This window comes from Alkalinema pantanalense CENA528, from assembly GCF_050753345.1.
Lineage (GTDB): Bacteria > Cyanobacteriota > Cyanobacteriia > Leptolyngbyales > Leptolyngbyaceae > Alkalinema > Alkalinema pantanalense.
This window is the reverse complement of the sequence record NZ_JBLZFX010000012.1, coordinates 47,014-59,242: the sequence shown is the minus strand read 5'-3', so window position 1 is coordinate 59,242 and position 12,229 is coordinate 47,014. Positions and strand designations below refer to the sequence as shown.

Here is a 12,229-nt window from a genome sequence, read left to right as displayed (position 1 = left end):
TTTATGGCATTAACGAATCAACGGGTAGATGTTCCGGTGGTGGTGGATGAATCGAAGTGTTTGGAAAAATGTACCGTGTGCATTGACGTTTGTCCATTGGATGTGTTGGCTAAAAATCCTGAGACAGGTAAGGCTTACATGAAATATGACGAATGTTGGTTCTGTCTCCCCTGCGAAAAGGAATGTCCAACGAAGGCGATTACGGTGCAGATTCCGTTTCTCTTAAGGTAATTGAGCGATGCTAGGTCATGTTGGGCCAGAAAGCGATCCAGACGTTCTAGAAGCGCTGGAACAATTACGATCGCCGGAAGTCAGCGATCGTTTAGTTGCGATTAAAACCCTGCAACATTTGGGCGATGAAGTGGCTGTACCACCATTGATTCAAGCTTTGCAGGATGAATACGCGATCGTGCAGCAATTAGCAGTAACAGCGCTTTGGGAATTGGCTAATCCGATCGCCGTTCCAGCCTTACTGGATGTCCTGCAATCCCCCGATGCTGAGGTGCGGCAAGAAGCCCAGTCGGCTTTGGGTGAACTGGTTAGGCCCGATCATTTGTTATTACTATTGGACAGATTGCAACAGAATCAACCAACCGTGCAATTGAGTGTGTTGTATTTGTTGCGCAAGATCCATGATGTGCAGGCGCTGCCCTACATTTTGCCCTTTTTGTCAGCCGCAAATTGGGAGCTGCGGGAAGCGGCAGTGATTACCCTGCGTTATTTAAATCAACTCGATCGCTGTCCACCTATTTTGCCACTGATCCAGGATCCCGTGGATGCCGTCCGACGGGAAGTCGCATTGACTTTAGGGCATTTAGCCAGTGATGAAGCCGTGCCCTGGTTAATCCAGGCATTGGACCAGGATCAAGATTGGCAGGTGCGCCGTAATGCGGCGAAGTCGCTGGCTTTGCATCCTGCCCCAGAAGCGATTCCTGCATTACTCACAGCTATTCAGGATCAAGATTGGCAGGTGCGGAAGTTTGCGATTCAGGCATTACAAACCCAAGTCGTTCCCAGCGAGTCGATCGCACAAACTCTCGAAATCCTGATTCATGCGCTAACTGATACAGTGTCTGATGTCCGCAAGGAAGCCGCGATCGGCTTGGGCAAACTGGGCAATCCCTTGGCTTTACAAGCCCTACAGCAGGCGTTGGATGACCCCGATCGGGAAGTCAGCATCCGAGCGGAAAGGGCGATCGTTCAGTTACAGGAGTCTGCCAAACAAGCTGTTTAGACAAACAAGCGGTTTAGATGCGGCCTAGGTCGTTGATTTCGATGGTCGTTGATTTTGACTTTCAACGCTAGAAACTAAAATCTAGAAATACAAGGACTGGTTATCAATTAAGATGACCAGTCCTCGTTATGCTAAATCAATTCGGGCAAGACATTAGGGGGCAGGATTGGGAATTTTATCGTGGATTGCATCAATTTCCGCCAGAATAGCGTCATCTAGATGGACATTGATGCTGTCAATGTTTTCCTGAAGTTGCGCCAATGTGGTTGCACCAATAATTGTGCTGGAGACAAACCAACGACTCCGTACAAAGGCGATCGCGAGCTGGGCGGGACTCAGGTTATGCCGCTTGGCAATTTCGACATACTCAGCCACCGCAGCCGTCACTCTGGGTTTGAAATATCGCTGACCGAAATTCTCAAACAGAGAAATGCGTGTTGCACCTGGGTCGGATGCGCCTGGCAAATGTTTCCCAGTCAAAAACCCAAAGGCCAAGGGACTATAGGCTAGCAATCCAACATTTTCCCGATAGCTTGCTTCTGCTAGGGCTGAATCAAAGACTCGGTTGAGCAAATTATAGGCGTTCTGAATCGAGATAATTTTGGGGAGGTTGAGTTGTTGCGCAACTTGGCTAAAGGTTGCAATGCCCCAAGGGGTTTCGTTGCTGACCCCAAGGTAACGGACTTTGCCAGCTTTAATAATGTCTGCAAACACTTCAAGCTGTTCAGCGATGGGAACGGTGTCCCGATCGTGTTCTGGATTAAAAACCGTCTGGCCAAAGGTTGGAACATAGCGATCGGGCCAGTGAATTTGATAGAGATCGACATAGTCAGTTTGTAATCGCTTTAAACTGGCATCAATGGCTGCTTCAATGTTGCTACGATTCACCTGATTGGAGCCCCCCCGTACCCATGTAAAGGGTCGGCCTGCACCAACCAGTTTGGTCGCTACGATCACGCGATCTCGCTGCTGATTTTTCAACCACTCGCCTACAAAGGTTTCCGTAATCCCATAGGTTTTCTCCTGGGGAGGAACGGGATACATTTCAGCCGTATCTAGGAAATTAATACCGCGATCAAAGGCATAATCGAGTTGTTGGCGTGCTTCTTCGATCGTATTTTGATTGCCGAAGGTCATGGTTCCCAGACAAATTTCTGAGACCTTCAAATCACTATTACCAAGTTGGTTGTATTTCATGGATCAATTAAAGGGGCGTGAAGTCCAATAACACAGTTGTAGCTGGATGTTAGCCAGGTTAAGGCAAATAGGGGAATGCAAGAATTCCAACACAAGAATTCTAATTTGCAGGTAGAAATTCTTTAAGGATCAACGATCCTTTTTATAGGCACTTTATCATGTCAGCCAAATTATATAACTCAAGCGTGCTGAAAACTACACCCCGTTGATTAGGCTATCATCTATCATACAAAAACTAAAACTCAGGTGCTTCCTTCAAGTTGATATTTAGCCTAGTAAACTCCATGCTGTTTCTTCTGCAACTATCTGTCCTATCTGCAATCGTTTTGTATGTCACAGTTAATACATTCTTCATCCTGTGGGTTATTTTACGCTCCCATAATATTTCTTAATTTCTATAAATTGTTGATCGATGATCGGTCAATGATGACTTACAAGGCAATGAACTGATGGTAAAAGTTCGTTAAGCTGATGGTGAGAAAAAATGTAAATCACTCTTAGGAATGATCGAAGAGTCCGTGAAATTGAAAAATGTATATCCTGTTACTTGTCTTTTTTAGAGGAGTATGAAACTGTTATTCATGGGAATGCTAGAGAACTAACCATTTCTAGGACTCTATTAATTGAATTAATAATCAATTGACTTGACAATTAATTCGCTTAGCAAGCAAGCCTGTCTTGTCATAAAAGATGTTAAGGTGCGCAAAGATTGCAAAGGGTGTAAATTACTTCTTCACTGCAAGGATTGGGAAGAAGAATTGAGTGCTTGATATTTTGCTATGACTAATAATTTAGAGCCGACGTAATTGGTGAAGTTTATCACTGCATTCGCAACAACAAGACAACTTTCAGTTAATGCAACAGTCCTGAGACTCAAGGGTGCTGGACAGTTCGGTACTTAGACCCTGTGAGTCTGGGCTTTGTGTTAGAAAATCATTCAGGTTGGAAACTATGGTGACTACATTAACCCGTGATGAACTCAAGATTCAACCCTTAGAAGCCCCCCTAGGTTCAGTGGTCAGAGGGTTAGATGTGAGTCGTCCCGTGCGGCCCGAGGTCATTCTGCAACTCAAGCAAGCCCTGCGCGATCGGCATATTCTGATCTTTAAAGATCAAAAACTCACGGATGATCAGCTCTTTAATTTTGCGACCTATTTTGGCGATCTCTTTGTACCCTCTGACGAAACGCCCGTTCTGGCTTCTGCACCGGGTGTGACCCCCCGCGTGATTCCCGTGGCTAACATTGAAGGCGGCTATACAGGAACAGGGGAATTATCTTTCCATGCTGATCACCATTGGACTCCCTATCCGTCGAGTGGGTCCCTTTTGTATGCAGAGGAAGTTCCTCCCGTAGGAGGAAATACCTATTGGCTGAATTTAAATTTAGCCTATGAGACTTTGGATGATGCAACCAAAGAGCAGATTGCGGATTTGCAGCTCATTACCTATAACCCTTTCGTGCGCGATCGGAGTCAACCTGCGCCGCTATATCGACACGATCGGAGTATTCCACTGATCAGCCCAGTGTTTCCCCATCCCCTAGTCCGTACCCATCCAGAAAGTGGCAAAAAAATTCTGTTCTTGGGGGCTGAGACAGAGGTGGAAGTCGTCGGGCTAGAACCAGAAGAAGGATCGGCACTGATTGCGAAGTTGCGCAAACACCTCAATCAGCCACAATTTTATTACCAACATAAATGGTCGGTAGGGGATATTGTTTACTGGGATAATCAAGCAACTCTACATTATCGTGAACCCTTCGATCCGCGTTATCGTCGAGTGTTGAAGCGGGTGAGTCTCGCAGGAAGTCGCCCATTTTAACCGCCAGCAACGTTCAAGACGTTAGAAATCCAGCCTAAGAATTAGCGTTTCTAATCGATTTCTAATCGACGTTTGATAGTGCGATCGTAATTCCGCCCAGAGATCTCCGAGTGGTTGGTTTTACGATCGCACTATTTTTGGGGAATGTTGGTTTCAATCAACGTGAGTTCGATGAATTCGTGGGGCGGTTCGATCGTCGGGGGTTGCTCCGCAGCGAAGATCGGGGAACTTCTCCCCGCCCCCCTGCTTTGTCAGGGGACTCTACTCCCCCGACACCCCCCGAAAGTAAATTCTCCGTCAATGGACAGGGGATTCGTGAGGGACAATTGTGCCTGTCGAACTCACATTAAATAACAGAATGGTGGTGGTGATATAGGCTCTCGACTCATCAAACTCCATGCTGCTTAAACCATGCCTGTAAGCGCTTCCAACCATCCTGCGCATCAGCCTTGCGGTAGGAGGGCCGATAATCCGCAAAAAAGGCATGGGGTGCATCGGGATAGACCACAATTTCCGATCGACTCTTGCTGGCTTCCAGTTTTTCCCGGAGTTGTTCCACGGTCTCTAACGGAATGCCCGTATCCTGTCCGCCATACAGTCCTAGCACAGGGACACTGAGGTTTGCAGCGATGTCCACTGGATGCTTGGGGGTCAGTTCCGTTGCGTTGCCAACCAAGCGCCCATACCAGGCAACCCCCGCTTTGACTTGGGGATTGTGGGCGGCATAGAGCCAAGTAATTCGTCCTCCCCAGCAAAAGCCCGTAATTCCTACTCGGTTGCCGTCGCCTTGGGCGGAGTGAATGGCCCAATCTACAGTGGCATCCAGATCCCCCAGCACTTGGGCATCGGGTACGGTGCCTACAATTTTGCGAATGTCGTCAATGTTGCTAAGTTTGGAGACGTCGCCCTGCCGTGTAAACAATTCCGGTGCGATCGCCAAGTAGCCCAACTTAGCTAACCGACGGGTAATATCTTGAATATGTTCATGTACTCCAAAAATTTCCTGGATGACCAGGACAATGGGAAATTTATCGCCGGTGGCAGGTGCTGCTCGATAGGCAGGAATGGCTTCTCCCTTAACTGGGATCGTGACTGGACCAGCTACGATACCGTTGGCATCGGTTGTAATCACTTCAGCGGAAATGGGGTGTACTGCTAAGGTAAACCCGGTTGCCACGGTTGCCGTTGCGAGAAATTTACGACGGCTGACTGGCCGTTCGAGGGGAAAGTAGCTCAGCTTCATAGTGTGGTTGCTGCAACAATATGTTGGATAGTCGTGAATGCTGGACAGTCGTGATGCTAGATAGCAAAGATGGATCGCAAATTGTTCCGAAAGCCATTGGACGCGAGTTCAAAAATGTCCTGACCTTCAACGTCCTGGCTTTCAGCGTTCTGATTTTATTGATGATTGGAAAGGGGAAGGGGGGAAGGGGTTGGATTACCTAAAATCTTAGTAAATCGCTCAATGTAAAAGCTAGTTGGATTGGCTACGGCTTGAATGGAAGGACGTTTCTGCAATTCCTGCCACCATGCTTGTAACTGGGGTGTTTCATCTGGCAGGCTAAACTGACGAAAATGTTCCAACACAGGAAGTCGCTCAAACCAAGGATAGAGGCTGATATCGACCAAGCTAAGGTTCTCACCCAACCAATACGGCCCATCGCCTGACAGCTTACTGAACCCTTCCTGTTCTAGATAAAGCAGGGATTCTAGGAATTCTCGCTGTCCTTGTTCCTGTTCTTCGACATTCTTGCCCCGCAGCAATTTTGTGAAAGCGGGCACAACACGGGTGTTGACATAGTCGATCCAGATCCGCGCGATCGCTCTTTGAGCAGGGGATTTCGGGAGTAGTGCTGGGTCGGGAAACACTTCTTCTAGGTATTCATTAATGATGGAAGATTCATAGAGCCTAACCTCTCCATGCTGAATAGCTGGCACTTTTCCATAACGAGAAATCTGTAAAAACTCTGGTGATTTATTTTGAAAATCCACCTCAATGGGAGTAAAGGCAATCTTCTTTTCCAAGAGAACTACGCGCGTACGTTGAGAAAACGTTGAAGCTTTTGAAAAGTAGAGCTCTAATGTTGCCATGGTAAACTTTCCTTCAGAAACTAAGGTAATTGAACAAATGCTTACAAGGTTGTCAGCGAAGGGTGCTGAAAGCCTAACTGAAGAGGCTAAATTTTCCGCATAGGTCTATTCAGTCAATCGATCGGGATACTTTGAAAGATAAGATGACTGAATTTTTACGTTCACTCTATAAGAATTGGAAATAATTACAGGTGAATTGAATGGGAGTATTTCATAGTCCCACTTAAAATACAAGCATTTAGGATACAAATTTGAATGAAAAAAATTGAATGAAAAAATCAACTCTAGAATCTTTCACTTGTTCTAAGATGTTATAGAAGCTAGCCAAAACTGCTCCTTTATCGATACATTAGGATCCTAGAAAGAACAATTTAAAGTTTATTGATTTTAGCTGTTATGAAGTCTCTTCATCGTTCAGATTTGTATAGTTGGTCAATTTTCGACTCAGATCGAAATATAGACTTTAATGGAATTGTCTGGAGTCGTCCTAGTGGCAATATTTTAATTGATCCAGTGCCTTTAAGTAAGCATGATTGGAGGCATCTCCAATCCTTGGGAGGGGCAGACTGGATTGTGATCACAAACTCCGATCACTTGCGGGATACCCTCTCGATCGCTCAGCAAACGGGGGCTCAGGTTGCAGCGCCCAAAGCCGAACGGGCAACCCTGGTCAAACTTGAGGATAGCCTAGGTTCTACGATTCGCTGGTTGGGAGATGGAGATGAACTCGTTCCTCAACTGCAAGTGATCGAACTATCCGGCTCCAAAACCCCCGGAGAATTGGCCCTACTGTTAGGGGGCCATACGCTGATTACCGGGGATTTAATCCGGGCTCCTCGTGCAGGATCCTTAGCGCTATTACCCGATGCTAAATTGCAGGATCGAGCCGCCGCGATCGCATCAGTGCAACGTCTAGCTATATTGAAGGGAATTGAAGCGGTTTTAGTGGGAGATGGGTGGTCTATTTTCCGAGATGGCCACGATCGGCTCCAGGAATTACTCCACACATTAATTGAAATTGATTAGCATTCTGAGTAACTGAAAGTTCTGAATTGCTGAGAATTCTGCTTAGAATCTTTGTCAAAATTAACTCTAATTGTATCGATTGTACTAGCCAACCCTTCAGTTTTGCCCATGGCTGAGAATTATTAAAACTCATTGTAATTGTATCCATTGTACTATTTCTCCCTAGACTCCTGCCCATAGGCTTATAAGTAGTGGAATGTCATCTATTCTGCAAGTCTGTTCTGGAGTCGTTGTGTATGACCTTATATTTAGTTGAAAGCAAGCTTGATGAAGCTCACAATCCTGATGCTTTAGCAGCCTCATTAGATCGACTTGCAGCGAGTGCCCTTCAGCAATCTAGTGACTTGATTGAAGCGCAGGTCAGCCAAGATTTACAGCAACTATTTATTATCTTAAAAGCCCCCAGCCCAGAACAGGCTCAAGCAAGTTTTCGAGACATTGGATGGACGGTGGAGTCCCTACAGCCCGTTCGATTAGTTGGTCAAGATCTACAAACTGTGCACGATCGCAAAGCACAGGCCAATTACTTAGTGGAATGGAATTTGCCTGCGGGTTTGACCATGGAAGCCTACCTGCAACGTAAGGCGGAGAAATCGCCTTTGTATGCCCAGGTTCCGGCGGTGAAATTTGAGCGAACTTATGTGTGTGAAGACCTGAGCAAATGCCTCTGTTTTTACGATAGCCCTGATGCCGCAACCGTTGAAGAAGCGCGGGAAGTCGTTGGAGTCCCGATCGATCGTTTAACTGAAATTCGGAATGTGCATTAGGCATTCCTTGACAGCTTAATGTCTCTCGGCTCAGGGAATGGAAAAGAATGCTTAAGACTCAGCAAGTGGAATCATTGCTCGAACAACAGGCTAATGCATTAGATGAAGGGGACTCCACGGTGAGTGTGGGTCACTCGTTGTCACTCATTGCAGATGCCGGATGGCTTGGCTGGGGAGTGCCAGAATCGCTAGGCGGCGGGGGTGGAACTTTACTGGATGCCATTGAAGCGATCGCAACGGTTTCCGGTCGTTGTTTGACTAGTGGTTTTGTATTCTGGTGCCAGCGAGCCTTTATTGAATATTTAGTCCGCACCCAGAATACTGGGTTGCAAGCAGAAATTTTGCCAAAGGTGCTCCGCGCTGAGATTTCTGGAGCAACGGGGTTATCCAATGCGATGAAACATTTAGCAGGCATTGAACCCCTACGGTTACAAGCTCAACGGACGGCGCAATCGGTTACTTTAACGGGCTTTCTTCCTTGGGTGTCTAACTTACAGCCGAATAATTTTCTGGTGGCAGTGGCGGCTCAAGTCAGTCCAGCGGAGGCGATCGTGGTTGCGATCCCATCCCAGACCCCAGGGTTGCAGCGGGGGATCGATCTCCAGTTATTAGGTCTACAGGCGTCATGGACAAGTACCCTCAAATTGGATGCCGTGGAACTTTCGCCGCAATGGATTATTAGTGATAACGCGCAATCCTTTTTACCCCAAGTGAGATCGTCCTTTATTCTGTTGCAATGTGGTCTAAGCCTAGGGATGGTGCGCCGTGCTCTCCAAGAAATTCAGGCTCATCTGCACCCCAACATTGCTATTCTGCAACCTCGAATTCAATATATTCAAATTACCTTAGAGCAATTGGAGACTCAACTACGATCGCTTAGTCAATTGTCCGTTCGATCCCTGTTGCAGGAACGTCAGATTTTTGAGGTGCGAGTTGCACTGACTCGCCTTGCGATCGATGCGGTGGGCTTAGAACTAGAAGCCACGGGTGGCATGGCCTACTTCAAATCCAGTGGTACTGCTCGACGACTGCGAGAAGTTGGATTTCTGGCAGTCTTAACCCCGAGTTTAGTTCAGCTCGAGACTGAATTACAGCGAACAGTTTCAGGAGAACAGAAAGTGACTTCCAATGTCTTTGTCTAATTTGCTTTCTAATTAAATTGATCTGATGAATGATTCATCTGGATTTCTAAATAAATTTCCTAATAAATGATCTGTCTTATCTACGCAAATCCTTAGCAAATCCCTAGCAGATCTCTAACAAATTCATTCCCGTAGAATATCTGGGAGTATTATCGTTGGAACCCTCACATTTCGAGCTGAATCAGTTGGGATTAGTCGATGGATCACAATCGTCACAGTCACACGCATCCTTACAGGTTCGCCAACGTTCTACGAGTCTGTTAAGAGTAGAAAATTTATCTAAACAATATCTAGTTCGTGGACGGGCTTTGACCGCTTTTACCGATATTAATTTAACGGTTCAAGCCCAGGAAGTGGTTTGCTTAGTGGGATTGAGTGGTTGTGGTAAATCATCATTACTGTCCACGATCGCGGGTTTACAATCCGCCGATCGGGGCGAGATTTATCTCAAAGGTCAGCTCATTCACCATCCCCAACCCCAAGTGGGCTTAGTGTTTCAAGATGCAGCTCTATTGCCTTGGTTGACCGTGCGTCAGAACATTGTCTGGGGGTTGCAGTTAAAACATATGCCCCGTCTTTCTCGGCGGGAAGTGAAAGCACGCCTTGAAGAAGTGATTCATAGCGTCAATTTAGAAGGTTTTGAATCTGCCTATCCCCATCAACTGTCTGGGGGCATGGCCCAGCGAGTTGCCTTGGCCAGAACCCTGATCCGTCATCCTCAACTCTTACTCCTTGACGAACCGTTTAGTGCACTGGATGCCTTTACCCGCTTGGAAATGCAGACATTGCTCTTAAAGGTGATTGAACAGCATCACAGTACCGTCTTGATGGTGACCCATGACCTTGATGAAGCTCTTCTCTTGGGCGATCGAATTGTTTTAATGAACCATCGTCCTGGACGCATTCACCGGGAATGGTCAATTCCACCCCCTAAACCGCGATTTCACCAAACCCAAGCACTTACGGCTTTACGCTTGTCCATTTTGACTGAACTTTCCACCCTAGTAGATCACTGATGTCTAAACTGAATCGATCTTTTCTCCATCCCCTCAATTGTGCTTGCTGTGGCATGAGTCGGCGCGATTTCCTTCGCTTTAGTGGTCTATTAGGCACTTCTGCATTTACTACAGCGGCGATTGGGGGGTGTCAATCTAATACCGCATCCAAACAAGGAACCCTAAGTTCACCATCCCCAGAAAATGCAAATCCTGCCGTCAAGATTGGTTATTTGCCAATTACAGATGCGGCTCCCTTACTGGTTGCCCACTCCCAGAAGCTCTACGAAGCCGAAGGGTTAAGCGCTGATCAGCCAACCCTATTCCGTTCTTGGGCACAGATTGTAGAAGCGTTTCTGGCGCGACAAGTCAATGTGATTCACATTCTCATGCCAGCAACGATTTGGATTCGCTACGGGAAAAAATTTCCAGGGAAAGTGGTGGCCTGGAATCATACGAATGGCTCTGCATTAACGGTACTACCCAGCATTTCCACAGTGGCAGATTTGGGCGGTCGATCGATTGCGGTTCCTTTTTGGTATTCGATTCATAACGTAGTCCTACAGCAAGTGCTTAAACAAGCGGGATTGCAAGTAGTGCGGAAGCCTAAGGATGCTCCCCTAGCAGCCAATGAGGTGAATCTACTGGTTCTGCCCCCGCCTGAAATGGTGTCTGCGTTGGCGAATCAGAGCATTGGTGGGTATATCGTGGCGGAACCCTTTAATGCAGCGGCAGAAACCCAGGAAAAAGGTAAAATCTTACGCTTCACTGGAGATATTTGGAAAGATCATGCCTGCTGTGTCGTCTTTATGCATGAAGATGATTTAACGCAGCGCAAAGATTGGTCACAGAAAGTCGTCAACGCTCTGGTTAATGCGCAGCATTGGATGCGGGAGCACCGTGGGGAGGTTGCCCAAATCCTATCGAAGGATGGTGGTAAATATACCCCCCATCCCTTGCCAATTTTGCAACGGACACTGAGCTATTACGATAAGGAGGTATATGGTAAACAAGGGGCCATTACCCATCCTGATTGGCCTGGAAGCCGCATTGATTTCCAACCCTATCCCTTTCCCTCCTACACGGAGTCTTTAGTGAAGTTATTACAGGAAACCCAACTAGAAGGGGAGAATAGCTTCTTGCAAGCCCTGCAACCGAGTCAAGTCGCGCAGGATCTGGTGGATGCTTCGTTTGTCAAAAATGCGTTGCCGTTAGTGGGTGGGCCATCTGCATTCGGTTTAGACGATAGTTTAATCCGCACAGAGACGTTTGCAATTTAATGCTGATTGCTTGGGCGATCGCGGAAGATTGCTGCGGAAGATCGCCCACACCCCCTCCGCAAGAGTTCTGAAATGATCCATTCACGTAAATCTCTATGAGCCAAATTCTGCAAGAAGTGCTTGCTGCTAACCAAACCTACGCTGAACAATTCGGCGAAAAGGGGCAACTGCCCTTACCCCCAAGTCGTCAATTGGCGATTTTGACCTGTATGGATGCGCGCCTTGACCCGGCACGATACGCTGGCCTCGCTGAAGGCGATGCCCATGTGATTCGGAATGCGGGCGGGCGGGCGAGTGATGATGCCATTCGATCGCTGGTGATTTCCTACAAATTGTTAGGAACCCGTGAATGGTTTGTTATTCACCATACGGACTGCGGGATGCAATTATTCACCGATCAAATTATTCGTGATTTGTTAGGCCAGAGTTTAGTGACCGCTGTTGTGGATGATCAAGGCTGGAAAGACGTGGGCAGTGGGCCAGGATCAACGGAAGCAGAATTTGTCGATTGGCTGACATTCCAAGACTTAGCCCAGAGTGTAGTGGTGGATGTGCAACGGATTCGATCGCATCCTTTAGTGCCTGCAACCATTCCGATTTATGGCTATATCTATGATGTCAAAACAGGGCGATTAATTGAAGTTCCTGAAGCAACGCGAATTGGTCAGACCGCTTAGTT

The 12,229-nt window shown here is 47.0% G+C and carries 12 protein-coding genes; 9 read left to right on the top strand and 3 right to left on the bottom strand.

What is annotated here, in order from left to right:
- Positions 1–3 precede the first annotated feature (3 nt).
- Positions 4–231, top strand: a complete 228-nt coding sequence (locus ACN4EG_RS06315) for a 4Fe-4S dicluster domain-containing protein (RefSeq protein ID WP_190575380.1) — start codon at positions 4–6, stop codon at positions 229–231.
- Between the two features lie 7 nt (positions 232–238).
- The gene (locus ACN4EG_RS06310) at positions 239–1,234 is read left to right on the top strand and encodes a HEAT repeat domain-containing protein (protein WP_431628460.1); all 996 of its coding nucleotides are present in this window, start codon (positions 239–241) and stop codon (positions 1,232–1,234) included.
- 153 nt (positions 1,235–1,387) lie between these two features.
- Here the strand turns inward: ACN4EG_RS06310 and ACN4EG_RS06305 are convergent, their stop codons facing one another.
- On the bottom strand, positions 1,388–2,431 hold the full coding sequence (locus ACN4EG_RS06305; RefSeq protein WP_431628459.1) for an aldo/keto reductase: 1,044 nt from the start codon (positions 2,429–2,431) through the stop codon (positions 1,388–1,390).
- A gap of 951 nt (positions 2,432–3,382) precedes the next feature.
- Between ACN4EG_RS06305 and ACN4EG_RS06300 the strand changes: the two genes are divergently transcribed.
- The gene (locus ACN4EG_RS06300; protein WP_431628458.1) at positions 3,383–4,249 is read left to right on the top strand and encodes a TauD/TfdA dioxygenase family protein; all 867 of its coding nucleotides are present in this window, start codon (positions 3,383–3,385) and stop codon (positions 4,247–4,249) included.
- A 388-nt stretch (positions 4,250–4,637) separates the two neighbouring features.
- On the opposite strand, the gene ACN4EG_RS06295 is transcribed toward ACN4EG_RS06300, so the two are convergent.
- Together ACN4EG_RS06295 and ACN4EG_RS06290 are read right to left on the bottom strand one after the other, a co-directional pair.
- Positions 4,638–5,492, bottom strand: coding sequence for a dienelactone hydrolase family protein (locus tag ACN4EG_RS06295; RefSeq protein WP_431628457.1), 855 nt, complete (start codon positions 5,490–5,492; stop codon positions 4,638–4,640).
- 155 nt (positions 5,493–5,647) lie between these two features.
- On the bottom strand, positions 5,648–6,340 hold the full coding sequence (locus ACN4EG_RS06290) for a glutathione S-transferase family protein (protein WP_431628455.1): 693 nt from the start codon (positions 6,338–6,340) through the stop codon (positions 5,648–5,650).
- A 396-nt stretch (positions 6,341–6,736) separates the two neighbouring features.
- Between ACN4EG_RS06290 and ACN4EG_RS06285 the strand changes: the two genes are divergently transcribed.
- The 6 genes from ACN4EG_RS06285 to ACN4EG_RS06260 all read left to right on the top strand — a co-directional run bounded on the left by ACN4EG_RS06285 (position 6,737) and on the right by ACN4EG_RS06260 (position 12,227).
- The gene (locus ACN4EG_RS06285) at positions 6,737–7,366 is read left to right on the top strand and encodes an MBL fold metallo-hydrolase (RefSeq protein WP_431628454.1); all 630 of its coding nucleotides are present in this window, start codon (positions 6,737–6,739) and stop codon (positions 7,364–7,366) included.
- Positions 7,367–7,602: 236 nt separating this feature from the next.
- Positions 7,603–8,133, top strand: coding sequence for a DUF4242 domain-containing protein (locus ACN4EG_RS06280; RefSeq protein WP_431628453.1), 531 nt, complete (start codon positions 7,603–7,605; stop codon positions 8,131–8,133).
- Positions 8,134–8,180: 47 nt separating this feature from the next.
- A complete protein-coding gene (locus ACN4EG_RS06275; RefSeq protein ID WP_431628452.1) occupies positions 8,181–9,275 on the top strand; it encodes an acyl-CoA dehydrogenase family protein in 1,095 nt (364 codons plus the stop codon).
- Positions 9,276–9,583: 308 nt separating this feature from the next.
- On the top strand, positions 9,584–10,291 hold the full coding sequence (locus tag ACN4EG_RS06270) for an ABC transporter ATP-binding protein (protein WP_431628450.1): 708 nt from the start codon (positions 9,584–9,586) through the stop codon (positions 10,289–10,291).
- A gap of 53 nt (positions 10,292–10,344) precedes the next feature.
- Positions 10,345–11,550 carry an ABC transporter substrate-binding protein gene (locus ACN4EG_RS06265; RefSeq protein WP_431628448.1) on the top strand — a complete coding sequence of 402 codons (1,206 nt, stop codon included), beginning with the start codon at positions 10,345–10,347 and terminating at the stop codon, positions 11,548–11,550.
- A 95-nt stretch (positions 11,551–11,645) separates the two neighbouring features.
- Complete coding sequence (locus tag ACN4EG_RS06260) at positions 11,646–12,227, top strand: beta-class carbonic anhydrase (RefSeq protein WP_431628446.1); 582 nt, start codon at positions 11,646–11,648, stop codon at positions 12,225–12,227.
- Positions 12,228–12,229: the final 2 nt, after the last annotated feature.

Coding starts and splice junctions, on each gene's coding strand:
- ACN4EG_RS06315 (WP_190575380.1), top strand. CDS start 4: ATGGCATTAACGAATCAACGGGTAGATGTTCCGGTGGTGGTGGATGAA.
- ACN4EG_RS06310 (WP_431628460.1), top strand. CDS start 239: ATGCTAGGTCATGTTGGGCCAGAAAGCGATCCAGACGTTCTAGAAGCG.
- ACN4EG_RS06305 (WP_431628459.1), bottom strand. CDS start 2,431: ATGAAATACAACCAACTTGGTAATAGTGATTTGAAGGTCTCAGAAATT.
- ACN4EG_RS06300 (WP_431628458.1), top strand. CDS start 3,383: ATGGTGACTACATTAACCCGTGATGAACTCAAGATTCAACCCTTAGAA.
- ACN4EG_RS06295 (WP_431628457.1), bottom strand. CDS start 5,492: ATGAAGCTGAGCTACTTTCCCCTCGAACGGCCAGTCAGCCGTCGTAAA.
- ACN4EG_RS06290 (WP_431628455.1), bottom strand. CDS start 6,340: ATGGCAACATTAGAGCTCTACTTTTCAAAAGCTTCAACGTTTTCTCAA.
- ACN4EG_RS06285 (WP_431628454.1), top strand. CDS start 6,737: ATGAAGTCTCTTCATCGTTCAGATTTGTATAGTTGGTCAATTTTCGAC.
- ACN4EG_RS06280 (WP_431628453.1), top strand. CDS start 7,603: ATGACCTTATATTTAGTTGAAAGCAAGCTTGATGAAGCTCACAATCCT.
- ACN4EG_RS06275 (WP_431628452.1), top strand. CDS start 8,181: ATGCTTAAGACTCAGCAAGTGGAATCATTGCTCGAACAACAGGCTAAT.
- ACN4EG_RS06265 (WP_431628448.1), top strand. CDS start 10,345: ATGAGTCGGCGCGATTTCCTTCGCTTTAGTGGTCTATTAGGCACTTCT.
- ACN4EG_RS06260 (WP_431628446.1), top strand. CDS start 11,646: ATGAGCCAAATTCTGCAAGAAGTGCTTGCTGCTAACCAAACCTACGCT.